Source organism: Actinoallomurus sp. NPDC050550 (assembly GCF_040655075.1).
Classification (GTDB): Bacteria; Actinomycetota; Actinomycetes; order Streptosporangiales; family Streptosporangiaceae; genus Actinoallomurus.
The window spans coordinates 367,479-383,566 of record NZ_JBFAJC010000001.1; the positions used below are offsets into that span (position 1 = coordinate 367,479).

The window sequence follows — 16,088 nt, forward strand, 5'->3', positions numbered from 1 at the left end:
GGACGGGGCGATGCCCGGGGGAGCGGGGTGCGGGGGCGCACCGCTCCGTCCGCCGCGTGCGAGAGTCGTCAGTCGACGTCGACCCAGTCGAGGGTCCGGGTCACGGCCTTCTTCCAGCCGGCGTAGCCGCGTTCGCGCTCCTCCTCGCTCCAGCGGGGCTCCCAGCGCTCGTCCTCGTTCCAGTTCTGCCGCAGCTCGTCGGTGTTGCGCCAGAATCCGACGGCCAGGCCCGCGGCGTACGCGGCGCCGAGCGCGGTGGTCTCCGCGACGACCGGCTTGGAGACCGGCACGCCGAGGACGTCGGCCTGCAGCTCCATGCACAGGCGGTTGGCGGTGACGCCGCCGTCCACCCGCAGCACGTCGAGCGCCACGCCGGAGTCCTGCCGCATCGCCTCGACCACGTCGCGGCTCTGGTAGCAGATCGCCTCGAGCGTGGCCCGCGCGAGGTGGGCGTTGGTGTTGAAGCGGGACAGCCCGACGATCGCGCCGCGGGCGTCCGAACGCCAGTACGGGGCGAACAGGCCGGAGAACGCGGGCACGAAGTAGACGCCGCCGTTGTCCTCGACCTGACGGGCCAGCGCCTCGCTCTCGGCGGCGCCGGAGATGATGCCGAGCTGGTCGCGCAGCCACTGCACGGCCGAGCCGGTGACCGCGATCGAGCCTTCCAGGGCGTAGGTCGGCCGGTCGTTCCCGAACTGGTAGCACACGGTGGTGAGCAGCCCGTTCTTGGAGCGCACGAGCTCGTGGCCGGTGTTGAGCAGCAGGAAGTTGCCGGTGCCGTAGGTGTTCTTCGCCTCGCCGGGGTCGAAGCAGACCTGTCCGACGGTCGCCGCCTGCTGGTCGCCCAGGTCGCCGGTCAGCGGGACCTCGCCGCCGAGCGGGCCGCGGAGGCGGGTGACGCCGTAGTAGTCCGGGTTGGACGACGGGCGGATCGCGGGCAGCATCTGCCGCGGAATGTTGAAGAACGACAGCAGTTCGTCGTCCCAGTCCAGCGTCTCCAGGTTCATCAGCATGGTGCGGCTGGCGTTGGTGGGATCGGTGACGTGCACGCCGCCGTCGACGCCGCCCGTGAGGTTCCACAGCAGCCAGGTGTCGGTGTTGCCGAAGATCGCCTCGCCTTCCTCGGCCGCCTTGCGCACGCCTTCGACGTTCTCGAGGATCCACTGGATCTTGCCGCCGGAGAAGTACGTCGCGGGCGGCAGGCCGGCCTTTTGCCGGATCACGTCGCCCTGGCCGTTGCGCTCCAGCGCCGACGCGATGCGGTCGGTGCGGGTGTCCTGCCAGACGATGGCGTTGTAGTACGGACGCCCGGTGACGCGGTTCCACACGACCGTGGTCTCGCGCTGGTTGGTGATGCCGAGAGCGGCCAGGTCGGTGGCGCTGAGGTTCGCCTGGCGCAGACCGGTGTCGACCACCGCCCGGGTGCGCTCCCAGATCTCGGTCGGGTTGTGCTCCACCCACCCCGGGTTCGGCATGATCTGCTCGTGCTCGAGCTGGTGCTTGGCCACCTCGTTCCCGCCGTGATCGAAGATCATGAAACGGGTGCTCGTGGTGCCCTGGTCAACCGCTCCGACGAAGTCGGCCATGGATATCGCCTTCCTTCTCTTTCATTCCTACCGTCCGGCCAGGCCGCCGGCGGCCCGGCCGGACCATGTCGGCTCGATCCGCGCGGGGGGTCGCGCGGACTCGGTCAGGCCTTCTCGAGCTCGGCTTCGGTCGGGACGCGGCCGGGCTCCGGGGCCTCCTCGTCCGGCAGGAAGCGGCCGACGAGCACCTGGTAGAGGCCCGCGCCGATGACCGCGCCGATGAGCGGGCCGACGATGGGCACCCAGAAGTACAGCCCGCCGTACTGGTCGCGGAACGCGGTGCCGTACCCGGTGAAGAAGGAGGCGAGACGCGGTCCGAGGTCACGCGCCGGGTTGATCGCGTAGCCGGCGTCGGTGCCCCAGGCCATGCCGATGGCGACGACGATCAGGCCGACGATGAACGGCGCGAGGTTGGCGGCGGGGGCGGAGTTGCGCAGGTCCGTCACCGCGAGGATCAGGAACAGCAGGATCGCGGTACCGATGATCTGGTCGCGGAGGGCGCCGCCGGTGTGCACGGGCAGTGCGCCGTTGCCGGGCAGGGTCGAGAAGACGCCCTGGGTCTTGACGGTGTGGCCGGGGTCGAGCTTGGCCAGGACCTCGCTGTAGTTCCAGCGCACGATCAGCGCCGCCACGAACGCGCCGGCCAGCTGGGCCAGCGAGTACGGCAGGACCTTGCGCCAGGAGAACCCCTTGAACACCGCCAGCGCGACGGTCACCGCGGGGTTCAGGTGCGCGCCGCTGATCCGGCCTGCGACGTACACGCCCAGCGTGACGCCGAGGCCCCAGGCCCAGGCGATGCTGTCATGGTTGCCTATCCCGCCGGCCACGACCTGCGCCACGACGCCTACGCCGAACAGGATGAGGATCAGGGTTCCCGCGAATTCGGCGGCCAGTTCCCCGGCCAGCCCGGGGATCTTGAGTCGCTCTGCCACGTCTCCTCCTAGGGGGCCGGTGCCCCAGCTCAGGGGCACCGAGAGACACCGTTCGTGAGGGAGGCTGTGAGCTCCCTCACGACTGTCCGGACGCTAAGTCGGCCCGTGAGACCCGGTCAACAGACAGGTGCCGACATTGTCGAACGGTCGCCGAACGCTGGCCTGCTCCCGGTGTGGCGGCTAGGGTCGGCGGAAGTGATGGATTTCACAAACCGCGTCGAGTCACGCCCGTTTCACCGTCGAATGGGCGGTGCGACGGGTGAAAAGTGCCGACATTGTCGAATAGGTGCCGACTTCGCTAGCATGGCCTATGTGCCAGGTCCCGTGCAGTCGATCGAGCGAGCGGCAGCGATCCTCCGCCTCCTCGCCCGCGGCTCCGGGCGCCTCGGAGTCAGCGAGATCGCGGGCTCCCTCGGACTGGCCCGCGGCACCGCCCACGGCCTCCTGCGCACCCTTCAGGGCGTCGGTTTCGTCGAGCAGGACGAGGAGACCGGGAAGTACCAGCTCGGCGCCGCCCTCCTTCACCTCGGCACGAGCTACCTCGACGTCAATGAACTCCGCTCACGCGCGATCAACTGGGCCGACGCCCTCGCCGCTCGCAGCGGTGAGGCCGTCCGGATCGGCACCGCACTGGACGGCAAGGTCCTGGTCGTGCACCATGTGTTCCGGCCGGACGACACCCTGCAGGCGCTCGACGTCGGCGCGCTTCTTCCCGCGCACGCGACGGCGCTGGGCAAGGTGATCCTCGCCTACGACGCGAACGTGATGGCGGCCCTACAGGACACCGACCTCGAACGCTTCTGCCGGCGGACCATCACCCAGCCCCGTGAGCTCACCAGGGCGCTGAGCGAGGTCCGGGAGATGGGCTGGGCCGCCGAGGTGGAGGAGTTCACCGTCGGCGAGGCGGGCCTGGCGGCGCCGATCCGCGGCCAGGGCGGCCTGGTCGTCGGCGCGATGGGCATCTCGGGAGCCGTCGAGCGCCTCTGCGATCCGAGGGGCCGGCCGAAACCGACGCTGGTGACGTACGTGCGCGACGCCGCACGCGCCGTCTCCCGAGACCTTGGGGCCGCCCGATGGTGACCATCACCGCCCGCGGCGCCCGGAACTGAGGGCACGATGGTAGAACGCTATGTGATGTCCGTTGACCAGGGGACGACGTCGACGCGCTGCATCCTGTTCGACCACGGAGGGCGGCTGGTCTCGGTCACCCAGCGTGAGCACAAACAGCACTTTCCCAAGCCCGGCTGGGTCGAGCACGACGCCATGGAGATCTGGCGCAACCTCGAGCGGATCGCGCCCGAGGCCCTCACCCACGCCGGCGCCACCCCCGAACAGGTGGCCGCTCTGGGGATAGCGAACCAGCGCGAGACCACGGTGCTGTGGGACCGGCACACCGGCCGGCCCATCGGCCGCGCCGTCGTCTGGCAGGACACCCGCACGGACTCCTTCATCGACGAGCTCGCCGCCCGCCCGGACGCCGACATGGTCCGCGAGCGGTGCGGACTGCCCCTGGCGACGTACTTCTCGGCCCCGCGCGTCCGCTGGCTCTTGGACCACACGCCGGGCCTGCGCGAGCGCGCCGAAAGCGGTGACGTGCTGTTCGGCACGATGGAGAGCTGGCTCATCTGGAACCTCACCGGTGGGCCCGAAGGCGGCGTGCACATCACCGACGTCACCAACGCCAGCCGCACCCTCCTGATGAACCTCACCACGCTGGCCTGGGACGACGATCTGCTCGCGTTCTTCGACGTGCCGCGCGCCATGCTGCCGGAGATCCGCCCCTCCACCGAGACGTACGGCCGCGCCACCCGCGTGCTGCCCGGCGTGCGCATCGCCGCCGCGCTCGGCGACCAGCAGGCCGCGCTGTTCGGCCAGACCTGTTTCGCCCCCGGCGAGGCCAAGTGCACATACGGGACGGGTAGTTTTCTGCTGCTCAACACCGGCACCGAACCGGTCCGCTCCACCCACGGCCTGCTCACGACCGTCGGCTATCAGATCGACAAGGAGCCGGCGGTCTACGCCCTCGAGGGCTCGATCGCCATCACCGGCGCACTCGTCCAGTGGTTCCGGGACGGCCTCGGGCTGATCGCCAGCGCGCCGGAGATCGAGACGCTGGCCCGCACCGTCGAGGACAACGGCGGCTGCTACATCGTGCCCGCCTTCTCCGGACTGTTCGCGCCGTACTGGCGCAGCGAGGCGCGCGGCATCATCGTCGGCCTGACCTCCTACATCACCAAGGGGCACCTGGCCCGCGCGGTCCTGGAGGCGACCGGCTGGCAGACCCGGGAGGTCGTCGACGCGATGAACGCCGACTCCGGGCTGGCGCTCAAGGCCCTGAAGGTGGACGGCGGCATGACCGCCGACAACCTGCTCATGCAGTTCATCGCGGACGTACTAGACGTCCCGGTCATCCGTCCCATGGCGGCCGAGACGGTGTCCCTCGGCGCCGCGTACGCCGCCGGGCTCGCCGTCGGCTACTGGGCCGACCTGGAGGGTCTGCGCCGCAACTGGCACCGGGCCGCGCAGTGGCTGCCGAGCATGGACGCAGGCCGCCGGGAGACCGAGTACGACTACTGGCGGCGGGCCGTCGAGCGCACCTTCGACTGGATCAAGCCCGGCAACAAGTGACCCGGCGGGCGCTCAGTACCAATGGTGGGCCTGCCACCAGGACCACGCCTGGCAGGGGTCGCCGTAGCGGGAACCGATGTAGCTCAGGCCCCAGGTGATCTGGGTGATCGAGTTGGTCCGCCAGTCGGACGCGACCGAGGACATCTTCGAGCCGGGCAGCGCCTGGGCGATGCCGTACGCGCCGCTGCCGGGGTTCTCGGCGTGCTCGTTCCAGCCGCTCTCGTGGTTCCACATGGTCAGCAGCGACGGCCAGCAGCGGCCCCAGCCCTTCAGGGCGTTCATCTGCTTGGCGTACTTCTGGTTGTCCGAGGCGCTGGGGTCGTGGCTCATCTTCCGCTTGAACGCCTCCCACTCCCGGCGCTTCCGCTCGGCCGCCGCGCGCTTCTTCGCGTCGCGCTCGGCGGCGAGCTCGGCCTGGTAGGCGCGTTCCTTCGCGGTGGCCTGGGCCCTGGCCATCATCGGGTCCATCGTGTAGCCGCCCAGCTCCCGGGCGAGCTCGTTCGTGGACACGTCCGCCGCGGCGCCGGCGGGCGGCTTGGCCCCCTTGCCGAAGTCGATGTTGGCGACGACGACGACCGCGACGACGACGACGAGGGTCAGGATCGCTCCCGTGCTGCCGGCCGTACGTCGCAGGATCCGCAGGGCACGCGAACGCGTCGGCCGCTTGGGGGTGGGGGACTTCCGGCGGGACATGGCTCCCAGCTTGCACCAGTCGCGACGTAGGTGACGCCATTTGTGCCGATATTCGGTTGTGACATCTGTGACGCGATCAGGTGACCGGGGTCACACGCGGGTCGGCAGCGTCCCCGGACATCTTCAGGTCACCGGGGAGGCCGCGAGCTCCGCGCGGGTCGGCGGGTCGGCGCCCCGGCGACCGCACGTGATGGCCGACGCCCGGGCCGCCTCCGCGCACACCTCGCTGATCACCGAGGCCGGGGCGGAGCGGAGCGCCGGGCGGCGGTCGGCCCCGAGCAGCCCGCGCTCGTACAGGCCGGCGAGGACGGTGCTCATGTAGGAGTCGCCGGCGCCGACGGTGTCGACGACCTCCACGGGGTACGCCGGCAGGTGGAGCGGCGGGAGGTTGGGTGCGGTGACCAGCGCGCCCTCCGCCCCGAGCGTCACGATCACCACGCTGACGCCCGGCGTTCCCTCGACCAGGTCGGCGGCGAAGCGCCGGGGGCTGACGCCGGGCCGCAGCCACTCCAGGTCGGCGTCGCTGATCTTGACGATGTCCGCCGTACGCAGGAGCGACTCGATGCGCGAACGTGCGTCCGGCAGACGCTCCATGACGTCCGGGCGGCAGTTCGGGTCGTAGCTGACCGTCGCCGTCTCCCGGGCCTGGCGGGCGAGGTCGGCGAGCATCTCGGCGCCCGGTGGCAGCACCATGGCGAGCGAGCCGACGTGGAGGGCGGCGACGTCGCCGAGCGCCACGCGGGCCAGTTCCCCCGCGGTCCACTGCCAGTCGGCGGTCCCCGCGAGGCGCAGATCGTACGACGGCGCCCCGTTCTCCTCGTGGTGGACGAACGCCACCGAGGACGGCTCCGCGGCGGGCACGACCGCGCCCGTGTCGACCCCGTTCCGTACGAGGTGGGCCCGGAGCGTCCGGCCGAACGGATCCTCGCCGATACGCGCGATCATCCGGGTCGAAACGCCGAGCCGGGCCAGCCCGACGGCCACGTTGGCCGGGCTGCCGCCGGGCAGCGCCAGGTACGGGCCGCCGGGCTCGGCGGCGACGAGATCGATGATCGCTTCACCGGCGACCGCGACGACACGGGCGTCAGGGATCACACCACTCTCCTTGGTCGGGGCCGCGGGGCGCGGTCAGGACGCTCCGTTGCCGTTCGAGGCGACGCCGAGGTTGCCCGGTGCCGCTCCTGTCATGATCGCAACTGTCTCGGCCATGTCGACCTCGCCAGGGCGTACGACGGCCACCCGCCGACCCAGGCGCTGGATGTGGATCCGGTCGGCGACGTCGAAGACGGCGGGCATGTCGTGGCTGATGAGGATGACGGGCAGGCCCTGGTCGCGAACCTGCCGGATCAGCTCCAGCACCATGCCCGACTCCTTGACGCCGAGCGCCGCGGTCGGCTCGTCCATGATGACGACGTGCCGGGCGAACGCCGCGCTGCGCGCGACGGCGACGCCCTGGCGCTGGCCGCCGGACAGCGTCTCCACGGCCTGTTTGATGGACTTGATCCCGATCTTGAGGTCCTGCATGTGGCCACTGGCCTCGGTCTGCATCCTCTTGTGATCCAGCATGCGGAACACCGAGCCGAGGACGCCTTTGCGGCGCACCTCCCGCCCGAGGAACATGTTGCTCGCGATGTCGAGGGCCGGGGCCACCGCCAGGTCCTGGTAGACCGTCTCGATCCCCGCCCGGCGGGCGTCCGCCGGGCTGTGGAACCGCACCGGCTTGCCGTCCAGCAGGATCCGTCCCTCGTCCGGGATGATCGCGCCGGACAGCGCCTTGATCAGAGTGGACTTCCCGGCGCCGTTGTCGCCGATCACGGCGAGGATCTCGCCGGGCAGCAGTTCGAAGTCGGCGCCGGACAGGGCCGTGACGTGGCCGTACCGCTTGATCAGACCCTGCGCCTCGAACACCGGGCGCACCTCGGTCCCTTCCGCCTGAGTCATGCCCGTCCCTTCCTTCGGGCCAGCTGGTCCACGCTCACCGCGACGATGACCAGGATGCCGGTGATGAGGACCTGGTAGATGGACGGAACGCCGGTCAGCTGCAGGCCGTTGCGGATCACGCCGACGATCAGCGCGCCGCACAGGGCGCCGACGATGCTTCCCCGCCCGCCGAAGAGGCTGATCCCGCCCAGCACCACCGCGGTGATGCTGTCGAGGTTGTCGGTCTGCCCGGCCTGCGGGTCGCCGACCGACGTACGGCCGACCAGCAGCAGCGCGGCGATGCCGTAGACGGCCCCGGCGACCGTGTAGACGGTGAGCAGCAGGCGGCGGTCCGGGATGCCGGTGAGGCGGGCGGCCTCGCGGTTGTCACCGACCGCGTAGACGTGCCGGCCGGCGCCGGTCTGCCGCAGGACGTACCAGGCCACCGCGAACAGCACCAGCATCAGCACCGAGCCGTACGTGACGTCGGTGTTGTACATCGGGAACGTCTCGCCCAGGAAGGTCAGCGACTTCGGCAGGCCGGTGACCGTCTGGTCCTTCGAGTAGACGTGGGTCAGGGCGAAGGCGATGTTCCAGGTGCCCAGGGTCACGATGAACGGCGGCAGCTTCGCCATCGTCACCAGTGCGCCGTTGAGGGCGCCGAACGCCGTGCACACGGCGATGCCGATGAGGATCGCCAGGATGCCGGGCACCCCGCTGCTGACGGCCAGCTTGGTCATGAAGATCGACCCGAGCGCCATCACCGCCCCGTTGGACAGGTCGATGCCGGCGGTCAGGATGACGAGCGTCTGGCCGACGGCGAGCGCCCCGACGACCATGACCTGCTGCACGATCAGCGACAGGTTGGCGCCGGTGAGGAACCGGTCGGTGCGGACGGTGAAGTAGACGCAGGCCAGCAGGAGCGCGAGGAGCGGCCCCACGGCCGGGAGGGTCAGGAAGTGGGAGGTGCGGGACAGCAGGCTCTGCTGCTGCCCCTCGGTGCGATCGGTAGCGGTCGCAGTCGACATTCGCTCAGCCCCAGCAGTTCGCGAGGCCGAACTGGACGTCCTTGGAGTCCACGCCCGCCTGCGCCTTGTTCGTGATCAGGTTGACGCCGGTGTCGGTGTAGCCGCTGGCCTTCTTGCCGCCCTTGGCGAAGTCGACCACCGCGTCGACGCCCTGCGAGGCCATCTTCAGCGGGTACTGCTGGGAGGTGGCCGCGATCTGACCGGACTGCACGGCCTTGACGCCGGTGCATCCGCCGTCGACCGACACGATCATGACGTTCTTCTCCTTGCCGGCCGACTTCAGGGCGGTGTACGCGCCCAGCGCCGCCGGCTCGTTGATCGTGTAGACCAGGTTGATGTCGGGGGACTTCTGCAGGCAGTTCTCCATCGCGGTCTGGCCCTTGGCCTGGTCGCCCTGGGTGTCCTGCTGGCAGACGACGCTCGGGTCGCCCTGCTTGATGCCGAAGCCCTGCAGGAAGCCGTTGTGGCGCAGCACGCCGACGGTGATACCCGGCGCCAGGTCCAGCATGGCGATCTTCGCGGGCTTGCTGCCGAAGGAGGTCTTGGCGTACTTGCCGATCAGGATGCCGGCGTTGAGGTTGTTGGTGGCGAACAGCGCGTCGACGGCGCTCTGCGGGTCCGGCGGCGTGTCCAGCGCGATGACCTCGATGCCCTTGGCCTTCGCCTTCTCCAGGCTGGGCACGATGGCCTTGGTGTCGCTCGGGGTGATGAGGATGCCCTTGACGCCCGCCGCGATCATGTTCTCGACCGCCGTGACCTGGCTGGCGTTGTCACCGTCGAACTTGCCGGCCGCGGTCATCAGCTTGACGCCCTTGGCCTGGGCCTCTTTCTGCGCGCCCTCCTTCATCTTGACGAAGAAGGGGTTGGTGTCGGTCTTGGTGATGAGGCCGACGGTGGTCTCACCGCCGGAGCTCGAACCCTTCGCGCCCTTGCCGCAACCGGCCGCCACGAGGGACAGGGCCGCGATGGCGACGACCACGCCGGTGCGGCGACGGCTCGATGTCCAGATGTCGCGCTTCATCTTGATTCCTCCAACCACGCCGTGGACCGGGCCGCGGCAGGTGACTACTGTTGCCACGAGGTTTCGGAAACGTTTCCCGGAAACGTTTCCAGGAATGTAAGACCTGGGCGTACGGTCTGTCCAGAGCTCCGGCACAATCAGCCGGAGATCGCTATGGGGCGGAGGACGGGGTGGCGGAGATTCCGGGTGATGAGCCGCGACGCGGCAAAGTGACCATGCGCGACGTCGCGCAGCGGGCGGGCGTCGGGCTCGCGACCGTCTCACGGGTGATCAACGGTAAGCCCGGAGTGGCGGCCGACCTCATCGAGCGGGTCAACGAGGCGGCCCACGCCCTCGGCTACCGGCACGACGTCACCGCCAGCAGCCTGCGACGGGCCGACCGCCGGACCGCGACGATCGCGCTGGTCCTCGAGGACGTCGCCAACCCGTTCTCCTCGGCCCTGCACCGCGCCGTCGAGGACGCCGCCCGCGCCGAGAACATCCTCGTCCTGACCGGGAGCAGCGACGAGCACCCCGAACGCGAGCACGAGCTCATCGACAACTTCACCCTCCGCCGGGTCGACGGCCTGATCGTCGTCCCCACGGGCGGCACCGACGGTCAGCTGGCCACCGTCCGCCGCCAGGGCACGCCGATCGTCTGCGTCGACCGGCTCGTCGAACTCGACCGCGTCGACACCGTCACCGTCGACAACCGGGAGGGCACCCGCGCCGCCGTCCGGCGCCTGCTCGACCTCGGCCACCGCCGGATCGCGTACCTGGGGGACATGCGGTCGATCTGGACCGCGCGGGAGCGGTACGAGGGCTATCTGGAGGCGCACTCCGGCGTCGGGCGGCCGGTCGACGAACGGCTGGTCCGCCTCGACATCCGCAGCGCCGACGCCGCCGAGCACGCGATCGGCGAGATCCTCACGACGGTCGACGACCCGCCCACGGCGGTCTTCGCCGCCCAGAACCTCCTGACCATCGGCACCTTCCGGGCGCTGGAGCGCTTGGGTCTGCACGGTCGGGTCGCGCTCATCGGCTTCGACGACTTCCCCCTGGCGGACATGCTGCGCCCCGGGGTGTCGGTCGTCTCCCAGGACCCCACCGAGATCGGCCTCATGGCCGCCCGGCTCCTGCTGGGCCGGATCAACGGCGGCGATCACCGGCACGCGCGGCACGCCGTCGTCCCGACCGGCTATATCGCCCGCGGCTCAGGCGAGATTCCGCCGCCCTGACGAGAGGACACCCCACCGTGAACAAGACCCTGCTCGCAGAGTTCACCGCCCGCGAGGGAGCGGAGGGCGAGGTCGCCCGCCTGCTGCTGGACTACGCCCGGAAGGTGCGCGAGGAAGAGGGCAACGTCGCCTTCGACGTCTACACCAAGGCGTCCGACCCGCGCGCCTACTGGATCTTCGAGGTGTACCGGGACGAGGACGCCTTCCAGGCGCACCTGAAGGCCCCGTACGGTGGCCCGTTCAACGCCGCGCTCGCCCCGCTGATCGAGGAGGACGCCTCGGTGCTGACCTTCCTCGATCCGGTGACCTGACACCGGCCGGTCCGCCCGCGGCCCCGGCCCCTTCGGCGCCTGGGCCTGCACGGCCGGAGCCGCTCCGGTGTTGATCTACAACGTAAAGGCGTCGGCTCGATTCAGCGCGCCTCACCGGAAGTCGCGGCTCAGCCCCAGCAGTGGGCGAGGCCGAACCGGACGTCCTTGGAGTCCACGCCGGGCTGCGGCTTGTTGGTGATCAGGTTGACGCCGGTGTCGGTGTAGCCGCCGGCCTTCTTGCCGCCCTTGGCGAAGTCGACGATCGCGTCGACGCCTTTGGCGGCCATCTTCCGCGGATACTGCTGTGAGGTCGCGGCGATCTGGCCGGCCTGCACGGCCTTGACGCCGGTGCATCCACCGTCGATGGACACGATCACGACGTTCTTCTCCTTGCCGGCGGCCTTGAGCGCGGTGTACGCGCCGAGCGCGACCGGTTCGTTGACCGTGTAGACGAGGTTGATGCCGGGGGACTTCCGCAGGCAGTTCTGCATCGCCATCCGCCCACCGGCAGCGTCGCTCAGGGTGTTCTGCCGGCACGCGATCCTCGGGTCGCCCTGCTTGATCCCGAAGCCCTGCAGGAAGCCGTTGTGCCGCAGTGTCCCGACGGTGGAGCCGCGTGTCGAGTCCAGCATGGCGATCTTCGCGGACCTGCTGCCGAAGGAGGTCTTGGCGTACTTGCCGATCAGGATGCCGGCGTTGAGGTTGTTGGTGGCGAACAGCGCGTCGACGGCGCTCTGCGGGTCCGGCGGCGTGTCCAGGGCGATGACCTCGATGCCCTTCGCCCGCGCCTTCCTGAGGCTGGGCACGATGGCCCTGGTGTCGCTCGGGGTGATGAGGATGCCCTTGACCCCAGTCGCGATCATGTTCTCGACCGCCGCGACCTGGCTCGGGTTGTCGCCGACGAACTGGCCGGCGGCCGTCATCAGCTTGACGCCCTTGGCCCGGGCCTCCTTCTGGGCCCCCTCCTTCATCTTGACGAAGAAGGGGTTGGTGTCGGTCTTGGTGATGAGGCCGACGGTGATCTCATCGTCGGTGCCGGAGTCCTTGCCACAGCCGGCCGCCACCAGGGACAGGGCCGCGATGGCGACGATCGCGCCGGTACGGCGGTCCGCCGCTGGGATGTCATGCTTCATCGCGCTTCCCCCCTAGTACCGATCGTAGGCGTCCCGGGCGGCACCGTCCGACCGTGGTACTACGCGCCCGTGCATCTTTCCGTCCGCGGTCCGACGGCCCGGACCCATTCCGTCCATAGCGTCGGTCGTCGACGACTCACTGTGCGACGGATGGAGACCGGAGATGAAACGTTGGGGCATCGCGCTGGCCGCCGTGCTGGCCGGGACGGCCGCGGCGGCCGGGGCCCTGCCCGCCGGGGGCACGACCTCGCCCCCGCGGGTTCAACGGGCACTGGACACCCTCACCCGCGATGACGGCCTGCCCGGCGCTCTCGCCTGGACGATCGACCGCTCAGGGCGGGTCCGCACCTTCGTCAGCGGGGTGGGCGACACCGAGACCCGGAGCCCGATGCCGCGTGACGGGCATCTGCGGATGGCCAGCAACGTCAAGTCGATGGTCGCGACCGTGCTGCTGCAACTGGTCGGCGAGGGCCGGGTCGCGCTGGACGCGTCGCTCGCGACGTACCTGCCCGGTGTGGTGCCGCCGAGTGCCGGCGACGCGAACGTGATCACCATCCGGCAGCTGCTGCAGCACACCAGCGGTCTGCACGAGTACTCCGACGGCCTCCCGGACCATCAGGCCTTCGCACCGTTCGTCCACTACGGCCGCGACGACCTGCTGCGGCGTGCCTTCGACCACGGTCCCGACTTCCCGCCCGGGACGAAGTGGAGGTATTCCAACACCGGCTACATCCTGCTCGGGATGGTGATCGAGAAGGTCACCGGTCACCCGTGGCGCGAGGAGGTCACCCGGCGGGTCTTCGACCGCGTGGGGATGCGCGACAGCTACTTCCCCAAGGCCTTCGAGTACGGTCTGCGCGGCGCGTACGCCCACGGCTACATGCAGCTGCCCGGGGCGGACGGCGCCCCGGTGGAGGCCGACGTCACCCATCTCGACCCGTCGGGCGGGGACGCCAACGGCGACGGCATTTCCACGCCGGGCGACCTCACCCGCTTCTACACGGCGCTGTTCGGCGGACGCCTGCTGCCGCCCCGCCCGCTCGCGGAGATGGAGAAGGTCATCGTCACCCCATCGGCGCCGGGCTCGCCGGAGCTCGCCTACGGGCTGGGGGTGGGCCGCTACACGCTGCCCTGCGGGGGATACGCATGGGGCAACGCCGGCACCACCAAGGGCTTCCAGACGATCTCCGGCCTCACCCTGGACGCCCACGGCAAGGTCGAGCGAACCACGACCATCGAGGTCAACTCCACCTTCGGGCCACGGCCGGAGGAGGCGACGCACTTCTTCGACGCTCTGTTCGCCGGACTGTGCTGACCGGATCCAAGGAGAACGGACTGATGATCGAAGTACGGAGACTCACCAAGCGCTATGGAGGCAGGGTCGCGGTCGACGACCTGTCCTTCACGGTCCGGCCCGGAGTGGTCACGGGCTTCCTCGGGCCGAACGGCGCGGGCAAGCCCGATACGGGATTGTGACACTCCGGCGACATGTCAGGACCCCGTTCCCCAGCAGGGGCAACGGGGTCCTGTGCACGGCGCTCCCGCGCTATTCGTGCAGGTAGAGGAGGGCGGTGATGGTCTTCTTGCAGACGTCGCAGTGCATGGGGGCTTCCTCGGAGGCGAGATCACACTCGACCGTGGTCACGCGGTCGAGGATGCCCGTTGCCGCTTCCTGCTTCCAGGCGTCGCGCCACCGATGGGTGTTCGCCCGGAGACCGTCGACGTATCGGGCGGTCATCTCGTAGAACGCCCGAACGCCGTGATCTTTCATGTAGGTCCAGTTGAACTGAAGAGAGCGGAGCGCGATGGGGTAAGGGTGCTCGACCAGACCGCGCGCCCAGCGTTCCGAGACGTCGTCGATGTCGAGTTGTCTCGCCCGTTCGTCGAGTTCTGCCCACATGCCCTTGTGGTCGTACTCGATGAGTACATCGGCCAGTAGACGTCTTGCCTTTGCAAGGTTGGCGTCCTTGACAGTGAAGAGCGCTTCTACCGTTGCGTTGGTCTGTTCGTCCTGCTCTTTGCGGGCGGTGTCGATTGCCTGTTTGAGTTGTACCGCATAAGCGGCTTCCCAGGACATGCATTCTCCGAAGGTTGCCCAGGGGTCAGGGAAACCTCTTAATTTGATCGCGGCGAAAATGCGGTCGCCTTGCACACCCATTACCGTGACCTCCTCAGGTCGTTACCGTGACGTGACGCATCTTTCCTTTAGATGCGTCACAAGCATTTTGACAGGGACTAGAGCCTGTTCGCCAGAGTCCATATCCCTCACGGTGATCGATTCTGCGTTGCGTTCTTGTTCGCCGTAGATGAGGGTGAAGCGTGCTCGCCTGTCGGCTGCCCACTTCAATTGCTTGGCTAGCTTTCGACTTGTTCCTAGGTAGACCTCCGTACGAAGATGCGCATTCCGCAAGTCGGTCGCGAACAGCGCTACGTCAGAGGAAGAGTGTTCGTTCATGACCGTGATAGCCACGTCAAGACGCTCTGTCTTGGTTGCGTCGGAGTCGATGAGATCGATGATCCGCTCAACGCCCAGTGAGCCGCCGCAGGCAGGGAGATCCGGGCCACCCATTGCGCTGATTAGGTGGTCATATCGGCCACCGCTGGCGATCGATCCCGGCATTCCTTCCGCGATCACTTCAAAGATTACTCCGGTGTAATAGTCCAGGCCACGAACGAGCCGGGGCGTGAACTCGATACGAGCGTCGCCAACGGTTGGGTTGGCTAGTTCTAGGAAATTCTCGATCTCTGCCATCCCCGAGCGGCCGTCCTCGCTGTCTTTGAGGATGGTTCGCATACGCTCGGCGGCGTCATCCGCAGTCAGGTCACCAACAAGCGTCTCCGCTGTGTCCGAACTCAGGGAACGAGAATCGACTAGTTCTCGCGTGACCGCTTCAGGAGAAAGCTTGTCGAGCTTATCCAGCGTGATCAAAGCACCGCCGCCGACATCAGACGGTACGCTGTACACCTCTAGTAGGCCGGTAAGCGCTCGGCGCGAATTTACGAGGACACGGAAGTTTGCTACTCCCAAACCATCCAGTGCGCCCGTTACCGCACCGATAACCTCAGCGTCAGCGAGTGGTGATGTTGACCCGACGACATCGACGTCACATTGCGCGAACTCTCGGAAGCGTCCCTTGCCGGGGCGGTCGGCGCGCCATACAGGCCCCATGGCGTACCTCTTGTACGGCGTAGGAAGTTGCGACCCATAGGCAGCGACGACGCGGGCTAGCGGAACCGTCATGTCATAGCGAAGCGCCAGGTCAGCCTCACCCGTGGCCTCGTGCTCGCCGCGACGGAGGATCTTAAAGATCAGCTTGTCGCCTTCGTCGCCGTACTTGCCGGTCAACGTCTCCAGCCGTTCGAATGCTGGTGTTTGCAGTGGCTCAAAGCCGTATCGTTCGAAGACCTCTTTGATGACTGAGAATACGTAATCTCGTGCGTGTAGGTCGCTCGCGAGGAAATCCCGCGCACCAGAGGGGGGCTCGAACTGCTGTGACGCCATGATGGAACTCCCTTCTCCCAAGACCGTAGCTTGGGAACGGACCCATTTGAACCGGGCAAACTGGCTGCATCCGGACAAAGTCTCGTCCGGCTCGCTACGCCCGATGATGTGATGTTA

15 protein-coding genes and 1 pseudogene are annotated in these 16,088 nt (G+C 68.7%); 6 read left to right on the plus strand and 10 right to left on the minus strand.

Translation table 11 applies throughout. The features are described 5' to 3' along the window. Positions 1–68 precede the first annotated feature (68 nt). Both glpK (AB0I04_RS01715) and AB0I04_RS01720 read right to left on the minus strand, forming a co-directional pair. Positions 69–1,586: a glycerol kinase GlpK gene (gene glpK / locus AB0I04_RS01715; RefSeq protein WP_360877287.1), complete on the minus strand. Its 1,518-nt coding sequence runs from the start codon at positions 1,584–1,586 to the stop codon at positions 69–71. Between the two features lie 104 nt (positions 1,587–1,690). Further along, the gene (locus AB0I04_RS01720) at positions 1,691–2,518 is read right to left on the minus strand and encodes an MIP/aquaporin family protein (protein ID WP_360877290.1); all 828 of its coding nucleotides are present in this window, start codon (positions 2,516–2,518) and stop codon (positions 1,691–1,693) included. A gap of 312 nt (positions 2,519–2,830) precedes the next feature. On the opposite strand from AB0I04_RS01720, the gene AB0I04_RS01725 reads away from it, so the two are divergent. Together AB0I04_RS01725 and glpK (AB0I04_RS01730) are read left to right on the plus strand one after the other, a co-directional pair. Continuing rightward, complete coding sequence (locus tag AB0I04_RS01725) at positions 2,831–3,598, plus strand: IclR family transcriptional regulator (RefSeq protein ID WP_360877293.1); 768 nt, start codon at positions 2,831–2,833, stop codon at positions 3,596–3,598. Between the two features lie 36 nt (positions 3,599–3,634). Beyond that, positions 3,635–5,146, plus strand: coding sequence for a glycerol kinase GlpK (glpK, locus tag AB0I04_RS01730; protein ID WP_360877296.1), 1,512 nt, complete (start codon positions 3,635–3,637; stop codon positions 5,144–5,146). 12 nt (positions 5,147–5,158) lie between these two features. Here the strand turns inward: glpK (AB0I04_RS01730) and AB0I04_RS01735 are convergent, their stop codons facing one another. From AB0I04_RS01735 to AB0I04_RS01755, 5 genes are all read right to left on the minus strand, one after another. Next, positions 5,159–5,839, minus strand: a complete 681-nt coding sequence (locus tag AB0I04_RS01735) for a lytic transglycosylase domain-containing protein (RefSeq protein ID WP_360877299.1) — start codon at positions 5,837–5,839, stop codon at positions 5,159–5,161. A gap of 123 nt (positions 5,840–5,962) precedes the next feature. Continuing rightward, complete coding sequence (locus tag AB0I04_RS01740) at positions 5,963–6,934, minus strand: carbohydrate kinase (RefSeq protein WP_360877302.1); 972 nt, start codon at positions 6,932–6,934, stop codon at positions 5,963–5,965. Positions 6,935–6,967: 33 nt separating this feature from the next. Beyond that, entirely contained in the window at positions 6,968–7,780 is an 813-nt protein-coding gene (locus AB0I04_RS01745) for an ATP-binding cassette domain-containing protein (RefSeq protein ID WP_360877305.1), read from the minus strand. After that, the gene (locus tag AB0I04_RS01750) at positions 7,777–8,787 is read right to left on the minus strand and encodes an ABC transporter permease (RefSeq protein WP_360877307.1); all 1,011 of its coding nucleotides are present in this window, start codon (positions 8,785–8,787) and stop codon (positions 7,777–7,779) included. The genes AB0I04_RS01745 and AB0I04_RS01750 overlap by 4 nt, the downstream gene beginning before the upstream one ends. Positions 8,788–8,791: 4 nt before the next feature. Then, positions 8,792–9,808 carry a sugar ABC transporter substrate-binding protein gene (locus tag AB0I04_RS01755; protein ID WP_360877310.1) on the minus strand — a complete coding sequence of 339 codons (1,017 nt, stop codon included), beginning with the start codon at positions 9,806–9,808 and terminating at the stop codon, positions 8,792–8,794. 170 nt (positions 9,809–9,978) lie between these two features. Between AB0I04_RS01755 and AB0I04_RS01760 the strand changes: the two genes are divergently transcribed. Continuing rightward, the gene (locus AB0I04_RS01760; protein ID WP_360877313.1) at positions 9,979–11,025 is read left to right on the plus strand and encodes a LacI family DNA-binding transcriptional regulator; all 1,047 of its coding nucleotides are present in this window, start codon (positions 9,979–9,981) and stop codon (positions 11,023–11,025) included. A 17-nt stretch (positions 11,026–11,042) separates the two neighbouring features. Then, the gene (locus AB0I04_RS01765; protein WP_360877316.1) at positions 11,043–11,336 is read left to right on the plus strand and encodes an antibiotic biosynthesis monooxygenase family protein; all 294 of its coding nucleotides are present in this window, start codon (positions 11,043–11,045) and stop codon (positions 11,334–11,336) included. A gap of 128 nt (positions 11,337–11,464) precedes the next feature. Here the strand turns inward: AB0I04_RS01765 and AB0I04_RS01770 are convergent, their stop codons facing one another. Beyond that, positions 11,465–12,469, minus strand: coding sequence for a substrate-binding domain-containing protein (locus AB0I04_RS01770; RefSeq protein WP_360877319.1), 1,005 nt, complete (start codon positions 12,467–12,469; stop codon positions 11,465–11,467). 163 nt (positions 12,470–12,632) lie between these two features. Here AB0I04_RS01770 and AB0I04_RS01775 point away from each other — a divergent pair, with 163 nt between their 5' ends. After that, positions 12,633–13,784 carry a serine hydrolase domain-containing protein gene (locus AB0I04_RS01775; RefSeq protein WP_360877322.1) on the plus strand — a complete coding sequence of 384 codons (1,152 nt, stop codon included), beginning with the start codon at positions 12,633–12,635 and terminating at the stop codon, positions 13,782–13,784. Between the two features lie 23 nt (positions 13,785–13,807). Continuing rightward, positions 13,808–13,927 (plus strand): annotated as a pseudogene (locus AB0I04_RS01780) (ABC transporter ATP-binding protein); the annotation flags it as partial. Between the two features lie 88 nt (positions 13,928–14,015). Here AB0I04_RS01780 and AB0I04_RS01785 read toward each other — a convergent pair. Further along, a complete protein-coding gene (locus tag AB0I04_RS01785; RefSeq protein ID WP_360877325.1) occupies positions 14,016–14,627 on the minus strand; it encodes a hypothetical protein in 612 nt (203 codons plus the stop codon). 21 nt (positions 14,628–14,648) lie between these two features. Beyond that, positions 14,649–15,971 carry a histidine--tRNA ligase gene (gene hisS / locus AB0I04_RS01790; RefSeq protein WP_360877328.1) on the minus strand — a complete coding sequence of 441 codons (1,323 nt, stop codon included), beginning with the start codon at positions 15,969–15,971 and terminating at the stop codon, positions 14,649–14,651. Positions 15,972–16,088: the final 117 nt, after the last annotated feature.

Coding starts and splice junctions, on each gene's coding strand:
- glpK (WP_360877287.1), bottom strand. CDS start 1,586: ATGGCCGACTTCGTCGGAGCGGTTGACCAGGGCACCACGAGCACCCGT.
- glpK (WP_360877296.1), top strand. CDS start 3,635: ATGGTAGAACGCTATGTGATGTCCGTTGACCAGGGGACGACGTCGACG.
- AB0I04_RS01735 (WP_360877299.1), bottom strand. CDS start 5,839: ATGTCCCGCCGGAAGTCCCCCACCCCCAAGCGGCCGACGCGTTCGCGT.
- AB0I04_RS01745 (WP_360877305.1), bottom strand. CDS start 7,780: ATGACTCAGGCGGAAGGGACCGAGGTGCGCCCGGTGTTCGAGGCGCAG.
- AB0I04_RS01750 (WP_360877307.1), bottom strand. CDS start 8,787: ATGTCGACTGCGACCGCTACCGATCGCACCGAGGGGCAGCAGCAGAGC.
- AB0I04_RS01755 (WP_360877310.1), bottom strand. CDS start 9,808: ATGAAGCGCGACATCTGGACATCGAGCCGTCGCCGCACCGGCGTGGTC.
- AB0I04_RS01770 (WP_360877319.1), bottom strand. CDS start 12,469: ATGAAGCATGACATCCCAGCGGCGGACCGCCGTACCGGCGCGATCGTC.
- AB0I04_RS01775 (WP_360877322.1), top strand. CDS start 12,633: ATGAAACGTTGGGGCATCGCGCTGGCCGCCGTGCTGGCCGGGACGGCC.
- AB0I04_RS01785 (WP_360877325.1), bottom strand. CDS start 14,627: ATGGGTGTGCAAGGCGACCGCATTTTCGCCGCGATCAAATTAAGAGGT.
- hisS (WP_360877328.1), bottom strand. CDS start 15,971: ATGGCGTCACAGCAGTTCGAGCCCCCCTCTGGTGCGCGGGATTTCCTC.